The following is a 16,513-nucleotide window of genomic DNA, read 5'->3' as shown; positions in this document are numbered from 1 at the left end:
GCGGCCGCGCGCCCCGGATGTCCCCTGCCGGTCAGACTGATGCCTCGGGGGGTGCCCCCAGGCTTGCGACGAACGCGTCCAGTGCGGTGATGCGGGCCGTGACGGTGGCGGCGTTCCGTGATGTGTCACTTGTTGTCGCGACATCGATTGACGCGTCACCAGTTGTCGTGACACCAGATGTCACGTCATTGGTTGCCGCGACACTAGATGTCACGTCATTGGTTGTCGTGACACCAGTTGCCGCGTCATTAGATGTCACGTCATTAGGTGCCGCGTCATTAAATGACACGTCACCATTCGACTCGACACTGATTGACGTGTCACCCATCGACGCGCCACCGACCGGCTGGCTCCCGCCCCCCACCACCGACCGCTCCACCGCCGCCGCCTCGTCCGCCCGCCGATGGCGCAGCACCAGCTCGCGGCTGCGGTCGGCCCGGGCGGTGACCCGGTAGTCCCAGTCCGGCCCGCCGCCCTGCGTCCCGGTTGACGCCCCGGCTGATCCCCCAACCGACCCCCCGACCGACCCCCCGACCGGTGCCCCGGCCGAGGCCAGGCGGACGGTCACCTCGCGGGGGGTGTTGCCCGGCTTGAGGTAGGTGGAGCCTTCCAGGGCGCGGATCTGTTCGGCCGGGTCGCTGCCGTCGAGGGTGAACTCCCGGTGCAGCGGCAGGTCGGCGCCCTCGCCGGTGACGGTGAGGTGCAGGCGGCCGCCGGCCGGGGTGCCGGTGGGGAGGAGCGGGAGGGTCGCGTCGGCGGCGGTGGCCATCGCGGCGGTGAGCAGTTCGCTGGCGGGGCCGTGGTCGGTCCAGGCTGTGCGGTGGACGTCGTACGGCGGTCGGGTGGGCCAGCCGTCCCGGGCGCCGTCGATCAGGTCGTCGAGGGTGAACGTCCCGGCGGGGCCGCGCCCTTGCAGGTGGTCGAGGGCCTTGCGGACCTCGGCGGCGGGGAGCGGGGCGCCGTCGGGGGTGCCGAGGAGTCCGCCGAGCAGGCGGGCCGCGCTGTCCGAGCTGCCGCCGGAGAGTTCGACCAGCCGGTGGGTGGTCTCGATCCGGGACCGGCCGGCGGCGGTGTCCGCCGTGAACTCCCGCCCGTAGACGGCCTGTCCGAGCCGCACGGTGCCGGTCAGCCGGTCGCGGGCGGCGGGCGTGCTCGCGGCGTGGTCGTACGGACGTCCACCGCCGTTCGGGGCCCCGTCCGGGCCGCCGCCCGGGGTCCCGTCCGGGCCGCCGCCCGGGCCGCCGTTCAGCACGCCGTGCACCTCGTCGAGGAGGCGGGCGTCGGTGCCGAAGCGGAGTGCGCCGGAGCGGTGGTCGGGGGTGAAGGCGAGGTAGTGGTCGCCGGGGACGTCGGACGTGGTGGTCTCGGCGAGCGGGAGGTCGACGGTGAAGGGGACGAGGCCCTTCTCGGTGACGGGTCGGCGGTCGCCGTCGAAGAACGTCACCTCGACCTCGGCGTGGCCGGTGTAGCGGGCCGTCGGGGCGGCGAACTTGCCGTTGGAGACGGTCTGTCCGGAGTCGGCGCGGCTGCCGCCCTCGCGCCACAGCCGCTGGGCTCCGGCGGTGAGGGCGGGGTTGTGGGTGACGTCGCCGGTGATCTTGGCGCCCAACTGGCCCTGGGCGCCCGCGTGTCCGGTCGCCAGGTCGGAGCGGACGGTGCCGGCGGCGGTCGCGTTGGCGGGGCTGAGTTCCACCGCCCGGTCGGTGTCGCCGTGTTCGAGCGCGACGACCTTGACGCCGACCTGCACGCCCTTGCCCCCGCCGAGCGACAGCCGCCCGGTCGGGATGCTGGCCGCGATCTCGGCGCCCTGGCTGGCGGTGCCGAACAGCGCGGAGACGTGGCTGTGCGTGGTGACGGTGCCGACCACCGGCGCCAGGTCCTTCCACGCCGACCGGCCGAAGTACTCCTCGCCGCGCAGCCGCACCAGGTCCTGGACGCCGCCGACGTCGCCGAGCCAGCGCAGCACGTCGGTGTCGCGCAGCCCGCCGTCCCAGACCCGTTCGGGCGGGACGGGGACGCCGACCGCCTCGGGGGCCTGCACCGGGACGGTGCCGTCGGGCTCCCCCCGGCCGGAACCGGATTGGCGGACCGGCACGGTCTCGCCGGTCTCCACGATGGTCTCGAAGCCGACCACCGCGGTGCGCCGCTGCTGGACGGAGGGGCCCACCCACGGCCGGCGGGTGATGGTGAACTGGAGCTCCGCCTCGCCCCGGTAGGCGCTGCCGGGCAGTTTGGCCTTGGTGGCCATGCCTGCCGAGGCCGAGCCGGTGCGCACGTCCGCGTGGTCGTGGCCGCGGCCGCCGGTACCGGTCAGCCCGGCCGTCACCGAGACGGCGGGCGCGCCCGGCACGGGGGCGGCGCCGGTGACGCCGAGCAGGCCGTTGTGGCCCGTCCCGGTGCCGCCGGTGTGCGCGAAGGTGCGCTGCACGTCGGTGCCCGCGTTGAACTCGGTGGTGCCGGTGTCGCCCAGGTGCTCCATCCGGTCGCGCAGCACGGCGCCGACCCGGACGGTGGTCCGACCGTGCCGCACCACGATCTCGTCCCCGGCGGTCATGCCCTTCAGCCGGGACTGCAACCGGTCGGGGGTGAGTTCCCGGTCGAGCTTGCGGCTGATGCCCGCCCAGTCGGAGCCGAACGGGTTGCTCGCCGACGCGCCCTCGCCGGAGGGCCTCCCGGCGCCCCGACCGGGTTTCCAGCCGGACTCCAGCTGGCTCCGGATCGACTCGCCCAGCGTCCTCCCGGGGGCGCCGTTCGGGGCACCCTTCGGGGCGACGCCGTTCGGGGCGCCCTTCGCGCCGGGCAGCGCGTGCACGTCGGTGACGATCGCCGAGGAGTCCAGCCGTCGGCCCTCGACGAATCCCTTGGGCTGTCTGCCGGTCGTCCGCTGGACCGGCCCGCCGACCGGGACGGCGTCGCGTTCCGGCGCGGCCACCCGGGCCACCGTGTCGACCCGGTGCGAGACCGAGCCGTCGGCGACGCCGAGCCGCTTGAACTCGACCTTGACCTGGTACGCGGCGTCCACGTCGAAGAACACGGCCGGTTCGACGTGCTTGCCCCGGTTGGACGTCGAGCCGACGGTCTCGGTGCCCCGGCCGTACGTGCGGTCGATGCGGTGGGTGTAGCCGCCGGCGACGTTAAGCACCGGGGTCCGCACGCCGAACTGCCCGCCGCCGTCCAGCCGGTCGCGGCGGTCGCGCAGGTTGCCCTGGCCGCTGGAGGTCCGAGTACCGGACTCGAACTCGTACTTGGCCGCCGAGGAGTGGTAACTCGACTCCCCGGTACGGGCGGTGACGGTGATCTCGGCCTTCCAAGTGGTACCGGAGACCGTCTCGGTGAGCCGCTCGCCCCGGGTCAGCCGGGACAGCTGGGTCTTCAACGCGACCCGGTCGAGGCTCGCCGCGAGCTGCTGCCGCACCTCCTCGGACGGCTCGCCGTACTTGGCGCGCAGGGCGTCCTCCACCGTCGAGCGCACCCGGTCCGCCCCGCTCAGGCTGTGCACGACGTACGAGGCGTTCAGCTCGCCGCGCTCACGGATCCGCGGCGGGGCGGTGTGCGTCCCGGCGGACCCGGCCGACCCGGCGGCCCCTGCCGGTCCGGTCGCCTTCGGTGAACTCCCGTCCACGGCGGCGCTCTTCGGCGGCCGGAAGGAGACCATGCCGTCCTCGGTGCGCGCCGCCTGCGCCTTGACTGTGTCCCGGGCGTCCAGGCCCACCTCGACGCGGACCGGCGCCGAGACCTCGGAGCGGCCGCCGGGCGGCGTCTCGCCGGGGCGGCCGAGGTGCACGTCGACGACCAGCTCCGCGCCGTAGATCACCTGCGCGGCGGCGTACTTGCCGTTGGCGTACACCCGGTCGGCCTGCCGGCCCTGGGCGCCCGCGCGGTCGCGGCGCTGGCCGGAGCCGGTGGCGACCAGGTCGACGCCGGGCGTGCCCTTGACGGGGCTGCCGCCCAGTCGGCCGTTGGCGGCCGCGGTACGGGCCAGCAGCTGCCGTTCGACGCTGAACGCACCGGTCTCGTTGACCGTGTTGAGCTCGGCCTTGCCGTCCTCCCGCCGGTAGGTCATCTCCCGGACCCGGGCGGTGGCGGTGACCACCAGGTCCTCCTTGCCCGGGACCTTCACCACCAGCGGTTCGCCCCGGGTCATCCCGGTCAGCCGGGCGGCCAGGTTCGGCTGGCTGAACCCCTGGAGGACCTGGTCGCGGACGGCGTCCCAGTCCTTGCCGAAGCGCTCCCGGCCCTGCCGGTCCACCGCACCGCGCAGCGCGGTCGTGGACTCCACGTCCCGGACGACGACGGTCTCGCCGAGCCCGCCCCGGTCGTCCCCGCCGCGCCAGACCGAGTCCGGCGGGGCGGTGACCTCGTGCAGCGCGGGCTCGCCGTCCGGCGTGCCTTCCGGCGTGGCGTCCTTCGGCGGTACGGGCGGCGGGGCCTGCCCGGCGACCGGATCCGTGGCCGGTTCGCCGTCCTTGGGCGGCACGGGGGGCTTCTGCTCGGCGGTCGTGTCGGCTCGGTCGACCAGCAGGCGGACGTCCGCCGTGCCCGCCGGGTGCGCCTCGCCCTTTCCGTTGAAGGTCAACTCGTAGTGGACGGGCCCGTCGTAGAGCACACCGGGCACCTTCGACTTGCTGGTCAGCTGGGAGACCCGGTTGTCGCCGGTGATCTCCACCCGGTCCCGGCCGAGCCGCCCGGCGCCGCCGACGCCGGCCAGCGCCGAGCCCGGCCTGAGCACGTTGGCCAGACCGAACTGCCCCGCGTTGCCACGGGTGTTCGCGGTGCTGCGGACCTGCTGGACGGTGGTGCCGATGGTGAACTCGGTCTCCTTCGTCGTGCCGACCTGCCGCAAATCTCCGACCCGTGCGCCGATCTCGACCGTGCCGAGGCTCCGGCCGCGCCGGTCGGTGAGCGTGACGGTGACCGGTTCGCCGGCCGTCATGCTCTTCAGGTCGCGCTGGAGGCGTGCGAAGTCGACCTCGGCGAGGACCTGTTCGCGCATCGCGGGCCAGTCCTTGCCGAACTCGGCCCGGCCCGCCTGCTCGACCCGGTCGAGCAGCGCCTCCACCGGCCGCCGGCCCGCCGCCCCGTCGCCACCGCGCGGTGCCAGGTCGAGCACGATCTCCTGTCCGCCGACCCGGCCGTCCAACAGCCGCTGCGGGGGCACCCGTTGCTCACTGCTCGGCCCGGTCTCCGGGCGGACGGGCACCGCCACCGTCAGCCCGAGGTCCACCGTCTCGGTCCGGCCGCCGGACGCGGTGCGCACCGGGACGTCCTCGTGCCGCAGGTCGCCGAAGTCCAACTCCAGCCGCATCGTGGTGTCGTAGACGTCGGCCGGCTCGGAGGTCTTCGAGCGGGCGACCATGCCGCCGAGGTCCATGCTGACCTGGCCGTGGCCGCGGTCATGGAAGTACCCGACCAGTTCGGCGGGTTGGGTGATCCCGGCGGACTGCCGGGCCTGTAGGCCGACGTTGTACTGCCACTGCGCGTCGCGGCTGCCGCCGGTCGCCACCGTGCGGTCGGCGCCGTTCTCGAACTCGATCTTCTCGGTCCGCAGGTGCGTCGCCCCGGTGACCCGGCCGCGCAGCGTCACGTTGCCGCTCCAGCCCGGCCCCTCGAACGGCGCCGTCCACGTCTCGCCCCGGGACAGCGCCCCGAGCACCGGACGCAGCGTCGCGGGGCCGAAGTGCGCGTCCGCGAACGCCCGCGCCGCCGCGCGGTCCCCCGGCACCGCCCGGGTGATCGCGGCGATCACCTGCTCCCGGACCGCCGTCTCGTTCCCGGTCAGACCGACCACCAGGTCGGTCCCCGCGATCGGCCGCGACCCGCCGGCCACCGGCGTACCGCCCGCGGCGGGCGGCGGGGACGGCTGCTTCTCCGGCGCCGGGGCGTGCTCCTGCTCCGGCGCGGCCGGGTGCTCCTGCACCGGAGCGGCGGGCGCCTCCGGAGAGGTCTCCGGATGCGGCTGCGGCTCCTGGTGGGAGGGCGCGGGGGCGCTGCCGTCGTAGTGGTCGCCCTGGCGGTAGACCGTGACCTGCCGCCCACCCTCCGGACCGAAGACGGCCAGCGGGGTGCCGTCGTGGTCGAGGACGCGCAGCCGCAGGTCCAGCGCGTGGGCGGCCGCGGCGGGCAGCATCTCGCCCTCGTCGGTGCGCCAGCGGGACTCCCAGCCGCGGACGGTCTCCAGCAGGGCCTGCCGCTCGTGCGGGAACGGCGGCGGGGTGTTCTCGGTGAGGTGGGCGCCGACGATCTCCCGCAACTCCCCCAGCGGCAGGCCCTGGTAGTTCTGCCGGGCGTGGTCGGGGAGGTAGTCGAGCAGCTGCTCTCGGCTCGCGGCCCCCTCGGCGACGATCCCGTTGCGGTAGTGCGAGACCACCTCGGTCGGCCAGTGCTCGAGCGGCAGCGCGCCGAAGTGCCCCTCGACGGCGGTGCGCAGCTGCCGCGCCGCGCCGGCCCCCGTCCCCGCGCCGGTGAGCCCCGGCAGGCCGACGGTGAGCGAGTGGAGCAGGCAGAGGCCGTCGGCGGGCACCTTCACCAGCGGCCCGGCGGGCGGGAACTCCGGTGCGGCGGGCGGCTCTTCGTCCTTGACCGCGGCGGGCGGCTCGGCGGTGTGCTTCGGTTCGGGGGACGGCGGGCGCTGTTCCCGGACCGGCCCGGCGTGGGTGCCCAGCTCGGGCGGGGCCGAGGACGCCCGGGGACGGCTCCCCCCGCCCAGGCCGGTGCCCCGGCCCGCGCCCTCGCCGTCCACCGGGCGGACCGGCCGGCTCTCGGACGGGAGCTCCTGCCCGGGCGGCGTCCCGTGGGCCGGGGCGGCCACCGTCGCAGAGGCGGCCACCGCCACCGGGGTGGTGTCGTGGCCGGTGGGGTGCGGGGTGCCGAAGCCGTCGAGGTCCATCGGTTCGGCGGTGCGGGCGGTGTCGCCGAAGGTGCTGTAGCGCTCCATGAACCCCGGGTCGTGCGGGCCCGAGATGGTGGTCTCGTGCGGGTCGGCGACGGAGGCCCACACCGTCCAGTCCCGGCCGAAGTGTTGCGGCATCGAGCCGTCGGCCGGGGTGACCCGGCGGTCGGTCAGGTCGGCCCAGCGCAGCGTGCCGTCCCGGTCGTGGACCAGCGCGACGGCGTGGCCGTCGCCCTGCTGTCCGGTGCCGAGCACGGTGGCGAAGCTGCCGGGGCCGCCGGCCCGGACCTGGTCCATCAACTTCTGTACGGCGTCTGGCCCTTGGCCGAACAGTGCCGGACCGTCGTGGCGCTTCCAGAGCGTGTTGCCGGGGATCGGCTCGACGGTGCCGTGCAGGGTCTGCCCGGAGACCCGGGGGCGCCCGAAGTGGGTGTCCCGGTAGGCCTCGACGTTCTCCAAGCAGGCGTTCAGGTCGCTGCCGGGCCGGAAGTCCGCTCCGGCGTTCACCGGCTGCTGGTGCGGGTTGACCTTCTGCAGGAGCGAGTTGCTCATCGGCGGGTGCAACCTGGGTGCCCCGCCGAGGTAGTCGACCAGCTTGCCGGTCAACTCGTGCTGCGGGCCGACCTGCTGGTAGCCGCGGTCGTGCATGACGGCGGAGCTGTTCTCGTACGCGGGGGTACGCTGCCGCTTGGCGTCCGCGTCCGGGCCGTCGGGGGTCTCCTCGTCCTCCTCGCGAGCGCGCTTGCGGCCGCCGCCACCACCGGAGCTGCCGGAGCCGGAGCCGGCGTCGGCGTCGGCGTCCCGCATCGCGGTGTCGCCGTCCCGGTCCACGGAGCCGCGGGTGGCGGGCTCGGCCGGCGGGGTGTCGAGGTCCATCGGCTCGGGGCCGCGACTGTCGACCGGCGGGTTCTCCCGGTGGCCGGAGAGGGGGGCGGCCGAGCCGAATCCGGTTGCGGTGGCGGCCTGTTGGGCGTTGGCGTGCTGCTGGGCCTGGGCGTGCTGCTGGAGCTCGCCGTCGCGGGCCATCTGCCGGATCCAGTGGCCGCCGCCGTCCGGTTCGAGCATCCGGAGCAGGCTGTCGACCTTGTCCTGGCGGGAGTGCGGTTCGGCGCCGGCGCCGAATCCGGCGGGTTCGTTCAGCAGCATCCGCAGCGAGCTCTCGACCAGCAGCCTGCCGTCGCCGGCCTCGACGGCGTGCCGGTCGGCGTCGCCGGCCAGCCGGTCGGCGGTGTCGCGGACGTCCTGGAGGGTGCGGCCGGGCTGCTGGAGGTCGATCACGGTGTTCAGCTGGTCGGTCAAGTGGCCGCGCATCTGGCCGAGTTGCCCGTTCAGCAGGCCGTAGGCGGGGCTGTTGCGGTCCAGTTCGCGCAGCACCAGTTCGGCGGACCGGTCGAACTTCTCCAACTGCTCGCGGGCGGTGGCCTCGTAGGTGCCGACGGTCATCCGGACCCGGTCCGCCTCGGTGGGCGGGTCGAAGTTCAGCGGACGCCGGTTCTGCCGGCCGATCCGGTGCTCGCCGTCGTGGTCGACGACCTCGTGGCTGATCACCTCCCAGCCGGTCCCGTCGTACTTGAGCATGTTGGTGACCTCGAACGGCCGGTCCTGCCCGGGCGTCCGGTACTCCTCGACGCCGAACCAGTCGGTGACCGGCTTGCCGGCCCGGAAGTCTGCGGCCAGGCCGAGGTTCGAGGACGCCGAGTACGACTGGACGTGCCAGACCGTGAAGTCGTGCGCCGTCACGTCGGTGATGGCGAACGCGCAGCCGTTCATGCCGCCGGTCAGCACCAGGCTGTCGCCCGGCCGCGCCGGGTCGGGGTGCAGCGGCACCACGGTCTTCCCGATCGCGTCCGGCACCGCCGGGTCCGGCCGTCCGGTCTTGTAGGGGACGTACGAGCCGGTGACGTAGTGGTGGTCGGGCTGCGGCGCGGGCAGCGGGGTGCCGGCGGGCGGACGCGGGAAGGACGGGTCGTGCTCGGCGTACTTCTCCCACGCCGGGGTCAGCACGAAGCCGTTGCGGCCCGCGCCGACGTGCTGCCGGTCCGGGACGAGGGTGAACCAGTGCCGGTCCGCGCGCTCCACCGCGGCGACGAACGCGTTCGCCTGGTGCTGGTCCAACCCGGGCATGCGCTGCATCGCGCCGTCGGCGTAGTTCACCGTGACCGGCGCATGCGACAGCAGCTCGGCCGGGTCCTGCACCAGCCAGCGCTCCACCGAGCCGGCGGGCGGCAACAGCGCCTCGGCGGAGGGCTGTTGGACGTCGTGCGGCGGCTGCTCGTGGCTCGTACCGGGCGCGCCGGACGCACTGGACGTGCCGGGCGTGCCGTCGTGCACCGTGCTGGACGGCGGGGGCGGCGGAGGAGGCGGCGTCACGCTGCCGAAGCCACGACTGCCGGTGCCGGTGCCGTGCCCGGTGCTGCCGGTGGACGGCATCGGGGGCGGGGGCGGCGGGGTGGCCGGGTCGTTGAGGCCGACCCCGGCCAGCTTGCGCCGGACGGCGCGGACGGGAGCGGGCTCGGCGCTGTCCTCGTCCTGGGACTCCTCCGCCCGGGGCCGCTTCCGACCGGCACCGCCCGCCCCGGCCCCTGCCCCCGTGCCCGTGCCCGAGCCCGTGGCGTCGTGCATCTGCACGTCGCCGTCCCCGGTCGGGGGATGCGCGACCGGCGGCGTGCTGCCGTCGTGCGGGGTGGCGTCGTGCGGGGTGGCGTCGTGCGGGGTGGCGTCGTGCGGGGTGGCGTCGTGCGGGGTGGCGTCGTGCGGGGTGGCATCGGTCATCAGCACGTCCGCGTCCGCGTCGCGGTCGGGCGCGGGCCGGTCGGGCTGGTAGAGGCCCTCGGTGCCGAGTTCGGCGAGCCGCTGGTCGGTCAGCGGGGTGGCGGAGGCGCGGGCCGCGAGGTCGCCGGAGGAGGAGACCGGCAGGCGGTGGGTGCCGGGCTGCGAGGTGCCGAGTTCGTCGGCGATGGTGTGGGCGCTGGCGCTGGCGTCGGCTCCGGGCCTGTTGACCACCGCTTCCAGGTCGCCCTGGGTCTTCGGGGCCATCAGGTCGCGCAGTTCGGGCGGCACCAGGCCGTTCTGCTCCAGTCGGCGCACGGCGTCGAGCAGGTCGGCGGTGTGCGGCGTGTACAGCACCTCGGGCGGGAGCTGGTCGTGGGCGACGGCGGTCAGCAGTTCCGGGTCGCGCAGGACGTGCGGGTCGATGAAGTTCTGGATCCACTTGTTGACGAACTCGTCGCCGAACCGCAGGTTGGACGAGCTGTTGGACAGCGCGGCGGTCATCTCGGCGATCAGCGGCGGGAGTTCGTCCGGCGTGGCGGTCAGCGACCGTTCGAAGATGCTGACCGGGTCGTTGTGGCCGGCCCCGTCCCGGGCGAACGCGCCGCCGTGCTGGCGGCCGACCGTCTCGGTGTCGGCCACCGCCCAGGCGACCCGGGCGGCGTCCTTGGCGCCGAGCGTGGCCTGTTCCCGGGCCGTCACCTCCTTCACCCGGTCCTGCGTGGTGGTCGCGGTCTCCAGCGCCCGGCGGCCGAACTCGGCTGCGGTCCGGGCGTCCTCGCGGGCCTGGTGGGCCGCCTTGAGCACCTGGGCGGCCTTGGTCTCGGCCTTCCGGGCGTCGGTGGCCAGGTCGGCCTTGGCCTTGTCGCCGGGGGCGGCGGCCGCGGCGGCGTCGGCGGCGGTCTTGGCGGCGGTGGCCTTGGTGAGCTCCTGCTCGGCCTTGTCGAAGGCCTTCTCCGTGGTGTCCCGCTTGGCCTCGTACCGGGTCAGCTCCTGCTTGGCCTTCGCGACGTCCTTCTTGGCGTGCTCCGCGTCCCGGGCCCCGGCGGTGCTCGGCGGGGCCAGCTCGGCCAGTCGGCGGTCGATCTCGCCCTGCCGCAACCGGTCGCGGTCGCCGGGGAGTTCGTCGGCGAGGCGGCCGAGGCGGTCGCCGGTGACCAGGTCCGGGTGGTCGCGCAGGTCGCCGGCGAGGGCGCGCAGCGGGCCGGCGTCCTGCTTGACGTCCTCGTAGCGCTTCGCCAGGTCGTCGAGCCGTCCGGCCAGCCGCTTGCGGCCGTCCGGGGTCTGCGGGCCGCCCTCGGCGGCGGCGGTGTGCAGGGCGGCGGCGGTGTCGTCCAGCAGGCGCGGGCCGACGACGCCGTTGATCAGCGCGAGGTCCTCGACGGCCTGCCGCCTGACCTGCTCGTGCACCCGGGCGACCGCGTCGTGGACGTCGGCGAGCTGCCGGTCGGTCGGGGTGTCGGGGTGGACTGCGCCGACCTTCCCGGCCAGCTCCTCCAACTGCTCGCGGACCGCCAAGTCGAGTCCGTTGCGGCCGAGTTTACGCTCCAGGCCGGCACGCGCGGCATCGGCGGAACCGCGGTCGCGGATGCCGGCGGTGTCGAAGGCGCCGGGCAGCCGCTCGTTGCCGTACACGCTCTCCAGGTCGACGGTGTGCCGGTCGGCGGCCAGGTCCCGGCGGACCAGGACCGCCTCCTCCTGCCCGTTCGCGCCCAGCCGGGCCTGCGCCTCCGCGCCGTACTTGTCGTACACCCGGTGCGGGTCCGGGGACATCGCGCCGACGAAGTCGCCGAACGCCTCGGCGGCCAGCGGGTGTTGTTCGAGGTCGAGCGAGCGGGCCTTGAAGACCGCCGCAGTGACGTACTTGTGCACCATGTAGTCGGCGATCACGTGGTCGCGGTTGATCTTCGGCTCCGCCAGCTTGACCTTGGAGCGCTCCATCCGGCTCACGACCCGCTCGGCGTGCGGCTGTTGGGCCATCACCCCGTGGTCCGAGTAGGCGAACGCGTCGTGGTAGCCGGCCTCGAAGTGCTGCCAGCTCCAGTCCTTGCCGTTCCGGCCCGGCACCGGGACGCCGACCTTCTCCTCCGGGACGGCCGCCTGCGGGCCCTTCCCCTTGCCCGCCTTGCCGGCGGCCGCCTGCGTGGGTGCCTTCGGCGGATTGGCCAGCTCGGCCTTGGCCTGGTCGACCTGCTTCTCGCGCTGGTCGCGGTCCGCCTTCAGCTTCTTCTGCTGCCGCTCCAGCTCCTTGATCCGCTCCTCGTGGATGCCGGCGCTGCCCTGCTTGGCCTGCAGGCGCTTCTTCGCGTCCGCGACCAGCTGATCGACGCGGGCCTCCTGCTCCTTGATCCGCTCGATGCTCTTCGGCATCACCCGGAGCACCGCCTCGTTCCGCTCCCTGGTGCGGTCGTGGAACTCCTGGCCGGTCAGCGTGGGCTTCGTCCGCGCGTACTCGAAGATCGCCACCCGGTCGCGCTGCTCCTGCACGCGCTCCCGGACCTCAGCCAACTCGGCGCGCCGAGCTTCGAGTTCGGCGATCCGCTCGGGGCCCGGGCGGCCGGTGGCCAGCTCGTGGTCCACCGCCCGGGTCCGCTCGTCCAGCTTCGCCAGCGTCTCGGTCATCCCGTCCATCCGGCGGGCGAGCACGTCGACGTGCTGGAACTTCTCGCTGCGGTAGAGCCCGAGCATCGCGGCCGTGTCGGCGTTCTCCAGGTCGGCCCGGTCGTAGTAGCCCAACTCCTTGCGGAGGTCCCGGAATTCCTGGGAACCGCCGAGGAAGTTCTCGATGGCGTCGAAGGTCTTCGCGCCGTCGATCTTGTGCTCGTAGTCAGCGTCCGGCTTCTGCTGCGCCGAACTGCCGCTGCCGGCCTGGTGGTTGGCTGCGCCACTGCCACTGCCACTGCCACTGCTGTTGCTGCTGCTCTGCGGCGGGGGCGGCGAAGGCAGTTCACCGCCGCGAGGCTCACCACTGCGAGGCTCACCGCCGCGCGGGCCGCCGGGCTGCGGCTGTTCGGCCGCCGGGGACCCGTGCGGCTGCTGTCCGGGCTGCTCGCGGGGGGCGTCGCCGCCCTCGACGTGGTCGGTGAACTCGCGCAGGCCCGCGTACATGTCGTTCTCGGCGGCGGTGGCGCGCACCGGGTTGGCCTGGCCCTGCTGCGCCGACGGGTCCGGGCCGTACAACTTCTCCAGCAGCGGCAGCAGTTCGGGGTCGTTGCGGCGGACCCAGTCCGCCCCGTTGTTCCGCGGCTCGCCGGTGAACGGGTCGGTGCCGTGGTTGGTGCCCAGGTAGGCGTTGGTGAGCTGGGCGAAGTACTCCTGCTCGTCGCGGGACGAGTAGTTCTTCTCGCCGTTGGCGCCGGTCGGCGGGCCGTCCGGCCACTGCGCGTGCGGGTCGGTGCCCTTGCGGGTGAAGACGTCGTGGATCCGCTCCTGCTCGTGCGGCTGCAGGCCGTACTCGTGCAGGGTGTGGGTGAACTCGTGGGTGGTGGTGGAGTATCCGTCCTGGTAGTGGCCGCCGGCCCCGACCGAGGTGTCCTCGCCGAGCAGGTTCTCCTCGGTGACCGCCGAGTGCCGGCCGCCGGAGCCGCGCATGTCGTCGTAGCCGCGACCGCCGCCCGCCTCGCTGCTGTTGTGCGCCCCGCGCAGGCCGTGCAGGTCCGGGACGTCGGTCATCCGGACGTCCTTCGGCACGATCACCACGTCCGCGCCGTTCTTCATCAACCTGGCGGTGGTGTCCGGGTCCTGGAGCATCCGGGCCACCTGCTGCTGCGCCTCCAGCCGCGCCGACGCGGCCCGCTCCGCCCTCGGGTCGACGTGCACGATCAGCTCGGCCGCCGTCCGCGCGAACTCGCGCGGCGGCAACCCGGCCCTCAGCGCGTCGACGGTCTGCGGGTCACGGGCGAGCCAACGCCGGTTCTCCGGCTTCAGGTTGGCGATCTCCTGGGCCCGCTCCCGCGGCGACATGCCCGGCAGCTCCCGGCGCAGCCGGTCCGCGTCCGCCGGCGGAGTCGCCAACGCCCGCTTCTCGCCGCCGAGTTGCCCGACCGCCTCACGCACCGAAGGCCGCTCCCCCAGCGCCCTGAGCTCCGCCTCCCGCTCCTGCCGCCGACGCTCCGCCAGACCGTCGCGGGCCGCGCCGTCACTCTCCGCCTGGTGCGTGCCCACCACCGGCGGTGCGGTCGGCGGGAGTTCGCTCCCGCCCGACCGCCCAGCCCCCGGACGGATCGTCCCGCCCGCCGACTGCTCGCCGCCCTGCCGGGGGACACCGAACGACGAGGCACTCGACGGGGCGCCCGGCGACTGCGACGACGGCACCCGACGCGCGGAACCGCCGTTCCCGGCTGCCCCGCCCGCGCCACCACCGACCGGCCCGGGCGTGAACCCGCCCGCCACCGCCGGGTTCTGCGCGGCGGCGGCACCGTTCGCGGACGCCCCCGCCTCGGCGAGACCGTCCGGCACCGACTGCCCGGGCACCGCCTCCGCCCCCGTGCTCCGGACCGTCCCCGGCCCGGCCGCGATCCGCGTCCCGCCGTCCGCATGGGTCTCCCCACCGGCCCCGACCAACCGCCCCGCCGCCCCGAGCGCCCCTGAGAGGTTAGGCACCCCGGACGCACCGGACGCACCGGGCGCACCGGCCCGCTCCCCGACACCAGCAGCCGCCGCCTCCGAACGCGGGGCGGCCGACTCGTGCGAGACGGTGGCCGACTCGTGTGAGGCAGCGGCCGACTCGTGGCGGGGCGCGGCACTCTCGTGGGTCGGCGCGGCGGCAGCCGAGGACTCCGTACGCGGGGGCACCGACTCGTGCGACTGCGCGGCAACCTGCTCCGTACGCGGGGCGCCCGACTCGTGTGCGACCGGCGCCGCCGCCTCCTGCCGAGGCGCAGCGGTCTCGTGCGACTGCGCGGCAACCTGCTCCGCACGCGGAGCGCCCGACTCGTGCGCAACCGACGCGGCAGCCCGCTCCGGGGCCGGTGGGACCGTCTCCTGCCGAGGCGCGGCAGTCTCGTGCGACTGCGCGGCAACCCGCTCCGTACGCGGGGCGCCCGACTCGTGTGCGACCGGCGCCGCCGCCTCCTGCCGAGGCGCAGCGGTCTCGTGCGACTGCGCGGCAACCTGCTCCGCACGCGGAGCGCCCGACTCGTGCGCAACCGACGCGGCAGCCCGCTCCGGGGCCGGTGCGACCGCCTCCTGCCGAGGCGCGGCAGTCTCGTGCGACTGCGCGGCAACCCGCTCCGTACGCGGGGCGCCCGACTCGTGTGCGACCGGCGCCGCCGCCTCCTGCCGAGGCGCAGCGGTCTCGTGCGACTGCGCGGCAACCTGCTCCGCACGCGGAGCGCCCGACTCGTGCGCAACCGACGCGGCAGCCCGCTCCGGGGCCGGTGCGACCGCCTCCTGCCGAGGCGCAGCAGTCTCGTGCGACTGCGCGACGGTCCGCTCCGGGGTCGGCGCCGCCGCCTCCTGCCGAGGCGCAGCGGTCTCGTGCGACTGCGCGGCAACCTGCTCCGCGCGCGGGGCGGCCGACTCGTGCGAAACCGGCGCGGCGGTCGCCGTCGCGGGCTCGGTGCGGGGCGTTGCCGCCGGGGTCTCGGTGCGGGGTGCGGGGTTCTCCTGGGTCCGCGTGCCCGCTTGTTCGTGGGACGTCGACGCCGCGGCCTGGTGCGTGCCGACGCCGGAGCCGACGCCGCCGCCATCGCCACCGGCTCCGCGTCCGGAGCCGAACGGCGCCAGGCCGCTGACCTTCGACTCGCCCGCGCCCGTTCCCGTACCGCTCGCACCGCCGTGCTCTGCCGCCCCGCCGCCGCCGGACGTCCCACCACCACCGGACGTCCCGGACGTCCCGGAGGGTCCGTGGTACGTGCTGTCGCCGGAGGAGGTGGCGGGCTTGCTGAAGGTGGGCGGTGTCTCGTGGCCGCCGGTGGCGGCGGGGAGGTCGAGTTTGGGGGCCTGGGCGGGGGTGGGGGCGTCGGGGTGGCTCTTGAGGGCGGAGGCGCCCGCGTGGAGGCCGGCGCCCGCGCCGCCGGAGAGGCCGGAGCCGAGGAGGGATTCGCCGTCGACCTTGCCGGTGGTGATGAGCTGGGTGGAGACGTCCGCGCCGACGCCGACGGCCGCGCCGGTGGCCATCTTGCCGGCGGTGGTGTTGAGCGCGTTCTCGGCGCCGATCTTCTTGCCGGCCGCGCCGAGGCCCTTGCCGATCAGGTGGGCCGAGGCACCGCCGACCGCGCCGCCGAGGGCGTTCTGGCCGACTTCCTTCATGTCGATGCTCTTGCGGTGTCCTTCGGCCAGTTCGATGCCCTGGGCGAGGAAGTTGATCGCGGCCATCTGGGCGGCCTGCTTGGCCGCCATCTCCAGCATTTCCTTGAGGAGTTGCTTGAGCAGTTGCGAGACGACGACCCGGCTGGCCGCGATCATCGCCGGGACCTGGAGCAGCGAGGCGCCCGCGGTGAACGGGGCTTCGGCTTCGGCCGTGGCCAATTCGAAGGCGAGGATGCCGAGTTGCGCGATGATCTGGATCTTCGCGGTCTCCGCGGAGTTGGCGACCTGTTCCAGCATGTCGCCCATGCCGTTGAGCGAGTTGATCGCGCCGGGCAGGTAGCCGGGGTCCTGTTCGGTGCCCTTGCCGACCGAGTACTTCTCCCAGTAGGTGCCCAATGCCTCTGCGGCGACGCCGCGTTGGCCGTCGAGGGCGCGCTTGATCGTCGAATCGGCGCTCTGTGCGGCGTCCTTGAGGCTTTCGGCGGCCTTGCGGCAGTGGTCCGCCATGTCGCGGAGCTGGTCCTCGTCGGCTTCGGGCCAACGGGTTCCGGCGAGCAGCAGCAGGACCCACTGGAGCGGTTCCGGGAGTTCGACGGCCATGGG

At 74.7% G+C, this 16,513-nt stretch carries 1 protein-coding gene; it reads right to left on the bottom strand.

Annotated elements, in window-relative coordinates:
• Positions 1–31: 31 nt before the first annotated feature.
• Entirely contained in the window at positions 32–16,510 is a 16,479-nt protein-coding gene (locus tag KSE_RS29905; protein ID WP_014139109.1) for a WXG100-like domain-containing protein, read from the bottom strand.
• Positions 16,511–16,513: the final 3 nt, after the last annotated feature.

Origin of the sequence: Kitasatospora setae KM-6054 (assembly GCF_000269985.1) — a bacterium.
GTDB classification, from domain to species: Bacteria; Actinomycetota; Actinomycetes; order Streptomycetales; family Streptomycetaceae; genus Kitasatospora; species Kitasatospora setae.
Note: the sequence above shows the minus strand (reverse complement) of the source record. Positions and strands in the feature narration are given on the sequence as shown.